Below are 4,877 nucleotides of genomic sequence, written 5' to 3'. Positions count from 1 at the left end.
CAACTCATCACTCAAAAAGTCGGGATTCCCCGGTTTGGAGACTCCAAGGAAACAGAAAGTCTTAATGTCGCTACCGCTACGGCAATCCTTCTAAGTGAATTTAAGCGAAGGTAGCCTATTGGAAGGTGAAATTCAGGAACACCCCTCTAGTGGACATTTTTTCAATATTCCCGGTATAGATACTGTTGGAGGAATTATCTCTGATTAATTCATCGTTTATAGCGAACACACCTCTGAGGGAAGGTGAAAATTTAAAATAATAGAGGTAAAGATCTATTCCAAAACCCAGCTCATAGTAATAGGAATTGGTAGTCATCCTGAATTGCCCCGCACTGTTATCATCAGGATTATTCTCATTACTCGAGAGGTTGATGGAGGTTGAAACTCCTCCCACCACGAAAGGTTTAAAATTGTTATGCCTGTCAGTAGAAAATTTTATTAAAAGGGGTATATGAACATACGTGGAGTTAATTTCGCGGTAGGTATCCGGGTCGGCCCTTGTAACCTGGAAGCCCCTGGTGTTAAAGCTCACTCCGGGTTCTAGTCGCAAATCAAGATTGTTGGTTAATCTAAGGTTTCCTACCAAACCTACATTGAAACCCATATTGGTTTCAACAATCCTATCTTTACCGGTAGTAGGGCTTGGATCATATTCTTCATATTTGAATTTGAAATCATAGGAATTTAAGCCGAGAAAATAACCCCAGGACCATTGTTGCCGGTCAAAATTTTCATTGTTAAGAATCTTTTCGCCCGAAAATAACTGCGCGTGCGAGTAAGAAAATGACAGCATGAAAAAGGCTAGCAGAAAAAATCTTTTCATAGTTTTATTTTGAACCCTTATAAATGGTTGCCACCCCAAAAGTTTGAGGCTCGTGTTCTACATTACTAAACCCAATTTTCTTTAAAATATTGTTGAAGTGTTCGCCATAAGGAAAAGATGCGGCGCTTTCGCTTAGATAGGAATAGGCATCTTTGTCTTTAGAAAAGGCTTTTCCGATTAAGGGAAGAATATGGTTGGAGTAAAATTTATAGCCTTGTTTAAAAGGAAATTTTGTTGGGACAGAAGTCTCCAGAACTACAAAAATCCCCCCGGGTCTTAGAACCCTATATATTTCAGCCAGACCTTTATCAAGGGTTTCAAAGTTTCTTACCCCAAAAGCTACAGTAATAGCATCGAAAGTATTGTCTTTAAAAGGTAGTGCTTCAGAATCTCCCTGAATCATTTCAATTCTGTTATCCAGGTTCTTTGCTGCAATTTTCTTTCTTCCTACATTCAACATGCCTTCCGAAAGATCAAGACCTACAATTCTTTCAGCATTAATAGGTGCCATCTGAATTGCAAGATCTCCCGTGCCAGTAGCTATATCCAGAATACTGTCAGGATTTTGAGCAGCTACCAGAGCTATCACTTTTTTTCTCCATTTTACATCAGTTCCAAAAGAGATCACCCGGTTAAGCCCGTCGTAATTTCCCGAGATATTATCGAACATCTGTTCAACCTGCTTTTTCTTGTTGAGTTTTGAATCGCGATATGGAGTAACCTTTTTGCTCATGCAGATAATTTTTGCCAAAGATAAGTCTTATCAGGAAACTGTGTCTTACAGATTCTCAATTTGTTGAGGCTGCTAAGATTTTTGGATTGTGGAAAATAACGTACCTTTGCTTTTCCTTACAATTTCAAGCAGTTATATGAAGATAATTATCGCCGGAGCGGGAGAAGTAGGCTTTCATTTGGCAAAATTACTTTCCTTTGAATCCCAGGATATTACCTTGATTGATACCAACCGGGATAATTTAATTTATGCTGATACCCATCTTGATATTAGAACTATAAAAGGAGATGCGACTTCTATCGCGATCCTAAAAGAGGCCCATGTAAAGCATGTTGATATGCTAATTGGTGTAACTTCCAGTGAAGCAACCAATATTACTGCTTGCGTGTTAGCCAAACAATTGGGTGCGAAAAGGACTATAGCCAGAATTTCCAATACCGAATTTCTTCATAATAAGGACGAAATCGGTTTTAGTAAACTAGGAATAGATGAACTTATTTCTCCCGAAGCCATTGCCGCCAGGGAGATCGAATTACTTCTGAATCAATCAGCCTTTAACGATAGTTACGAATTTGAAGGTGGTCTGCTTACCATGATTGGTCTTAGCTTATCCAGAAATGCGCCTTTTGTTGGAAAAACGGTTAAAGAAGCTGCTGGAGTCTTCCCTGAATTAAATTTTGTGCCTATCGCCATACAACGACTTGGCACTCAATATACTCTTATTCCACGTGGTGATACTGAATTCCGCGAGGGAGATCAGGTTAACTTTATCACGCTGAAAAAAGGGGTGGAAAACCTCTATAAATTAACCGGAAAGGTGAAACAGGATATTAAAAATGTGATGATCCTGGGAGGAAGTAAAATCGGGAAAAAAACCGCCCGTGACCTCTGCAGCCATAATTTCAATGTCAAGCTCATTGAACAGAACAAAACCAAAGCCTACGATCTTGCAGATGAACTTCCTAAGGCATTGATAATTTATGGTGATGGCCGTAACGTAGAATTGCTTGATGAGGAAAATATCTACGATATGGATGCTTTTATTGCCGTTACCGGTAATTCAGAAACCAATATTATGTCCTGCCTGGTAGCGAAATCAAAAATGGTGAAAAAGACAATTTCCCTCGTAGAAAATATGGATTATTACCAGTTAAGCCATTCCATAGGGATAGATACGCTCATCAATAAAAAGCTGCTGGCAGCTAATAATATCTTCCGTTACATTAGAAAAGGGGAGGTAGTGGCGATGACCAAAATTAACAATATGAACGCAGAGTTGCTCGAGTTCATTGTAAAGCCGGATTCGCAGGTTTGTGACAAAATAATTAAAAACCTTGATTTTCCGCGCTCAGCGATTATTGGCGGAATTATTAGAGATGGAGAGGGAGTGATCGCTTTGGGAGACTTTAGGATCAAGGCCGGAGACCGAATTGTAGTTTGTTGTCTTCCCCGCTCTATTAAAAAAGTTGAAAAACTCTTTCTATAATGCCTAGGCTTAATTACCAGATCATTTTCCACGTAATGGGGCTGTTGCTTTTATGCAACGGAGCTTTTATGTTATTGGCAGTGCTTATTAGCTGGTTTTATCAGGACGGCGTTACCCTCGAAATTTCTACAGCCGCTTTAATAACCCTGTTTATAGGAATTCTCCTTATGTTTAGCACAAGGGGCCACCGTAAGGAAGTGAAAAAACGTGAGGGTTATATCATTGTTACTTTTGGTTGGATCTTTATGGCCCTGAGTGGTACCCTTCCTTACTTGATAAGTGAATCCATTCCCCAGTTCCATAATGCCTTTTTCGAAACCATGTCCGGTTATACCACAACCGGAGCTTCTATTTTAAATGACATTGAATCTATTCCTGACGGAATTCTTTTCTGGAGGAGTTTAACCCATTGGATAGGAGGGATGGGAATTATCGTGCTTGCCATCGCAATTCTTCCACTTTTGGGGATTGGGGGGATGCAGCTTTTTGCTGCGGAAGCTCCCGGCCCAAATGCCGATAAGCTTAAACCCCGAATTACCGATACCGCCAAAAGACTTTGGTTAATCTATGTTTCTTACACTGTAGCCGAAACTATCCTGCTAAGAGTAGCTGGGATGAGTTTCTTTGATGCCATTAATCATTCCCTTAGTACGTTGTCCACGGGTGGATTTTCTACCAAAAACATCAGTGTAGCCTATTGGAACGACCAGCCGATCATTCAGTATATAATTATTTTATTTATGATCCTGGCTGGTAGTAATTTTGTACTCAGTTATTTTAGTTTCAAAGGGAGAATTCAAAAGGTTTTACATGATGACGAGTTTAAATGGTATATTCTGTTTATTGCAGTATTTACTATACTGGCATCGGTATTAATATACTTTGAAGCAGATCTAAGTCTTTCTCAAATAGACCATCCAATGGTATGGGGAGAAGCCGAAAGTGCTTTTAGACATGCACTTTTCCAGGTAATAGCGATAATTACTACCACAGGGTTCGTAACTGCAGATTATACGATGTGGACGCCTTTTTTAACAGTGGTATTTTTCGGTTTGTTCTTTCTCGGAGGCTCAGCGGGGTCAACTTCCGGAGGTGTGAAGGTTATGCGTCATATTATAATGATCAGGAATGGGATGACTGAATTTAAGCGAAGCCTGCATCCAAATGCTATTTTGCCGGTACGTTTCAATGGAAAATCTGTTAGTCATGAGATCGTGTTCAATATCCTTGGTTTCTTTATTCTCTATATGCTGGCATTTATTATAGGTTCGGTGGTTTTTGGAGGAATGGGACTGGATTTTCAGACAGCTATTGGAGGAGCAGCTTCTTCTCTTGGTAATATTGGGCCCGCACTTGGAGCTTTAGGTCCTGTTAATAATTTTGATATTCTTCCGGTTTTCGGAAAGTACTGGAGCGCCTTCCTGATGTTGATTGGACGGTTGGAACTCTTTACAGTGCTTATAATCTTAACCCCTTACTTCTGGCGTAACCGCTAATAAAAAAACCGATCTGAAATTTCAAACCGGTTTTAATCTGTTCTGAAAATTTTAATCAGCAGGTTAAGCTTCAGCTAATACCTTTTTAATTCGTTTTAAGGCTTCTTCGATCTGATCTTCGCTGGCTGCGTAAGAAATTCTTATGCAATCTGGATTTCCGAAGGCATCACCTGTTACAGTAGCTACCAGGGCTTCTTCCAGTAAGAACAAGGAAAAATCTGTAGCATTTTCAATTTTATGTCCTTTGATTGTTTTTCCGAAGAAATAAGAAATATTTGGGAAGACATAAAATGCACCTTCCGGTTCAGTGGTTTTAAAACCTTCAATGTCATTTAGCAA

Annotated in this window: 5 protein-coding genes and 1 pseudogene; 3 read left to right on the top strand and 3 right to left on the bottom strand. The window is 39.6% G+C overall.

From position 1 onward, the window contains the following. Positions 1-114 (top strand): annotated as a pseudogene (locus ACESK1_RS11180) (RNA methyltransferase); the annotation flags it as partial. Between the two features lies 1 nt (position 115). On the opposite strand, the gene ACESK1_RS11175 reads toward ACESK1_RS11180, so the two are convergent. Both ACESK1_RS11175 and ubiE read right to left on the bottom strand, forming a co-directional pair. Next, positions 116-823: a porin family protein gene (locus tag ACESK1_RS11175; RefSeq protein WP_372920262.1), complete on the bottom strand. Its 708-nt coding sequence runs from the start codon at positions 821-823 to the stop codon at positions 116-118. Between the two features lie 4 nt (positions 824-827). Next, positions 828-1,556 (bottom strand): bifunctional demethylmenaquinone methyltransferase/2-methoxy-6-polyprenyl-1,4-benzoquinol methylase UbiE, encoded by a 729-nt coding sequence (gene ubiE / locus ACESK1_RS11170; RefSeq protein WP_372920261.1) that lies wholly within the window; start codon positions 1,554-1,556, stop codon positions 828-830. 136 nt (positions 1,557-1,692) lie between these two features. On the opposite strand from ubiE, the gene trkA reads away from it, so the two are divergent. Both trkA and ACESK1_RS11160 read left to right on the top strand, forming a co-directional pair. Next, on the top strand, positions 1,693-3,042 hold the full coding sequence (trkA, locus tag ACESK1_RS11165; protein ID WP_372920260.1) for a Trk system potassium transporter TrkA: 1,350 nt from the start codon (positions 1,693-1,695) through the stop codon (positions 3,040-3,042). Beyond that, positions 3,042-4,538, top strand: coding sequence for a TrkH family potassium uptake protein (locus ACESK1_RS11160; protein ID WP_372920259.1), 1,497 nt, complete (start codon positions 3,042-3,044; stop codon positions 4,536-4,538). Before trkA ends, ACESK1_RS11160 begins: the two co-directional genes overlap by 1 nt. A 63-nt stretch (positions 4,539-4,601) precedes the next feature. On the opposite strand, the gene ACESK1_RS11155 is transcribed toward ACESK1_RS11160, so the two are convergent. Further along, positions 4,602-4,877, bottom strand: a 276-nt coding sequence (locus tag ACESK1_RS11155) for an aminotransferase class I/II-fold pyridoxal phosphate-dependent enzyme (RefSeq protein ID WP_372920258.1), incomplete at its 5' end; no start/stop codon positions are given.

The organism is Salegentibacter sp. (assembly GCF_041642575.1).
Taxonomy (GTDB): domain Bacteria; phylum Bacteroidota; class Bacteroidia; order Flavobacteriales; family Flavobacteriaceae; genus Salegentibacter.
The sequence above is the reverse complement of the archived record's forward strand: the minus strand, read 5'-3'. Positions and strand labels throughout refer to the sequence as shown.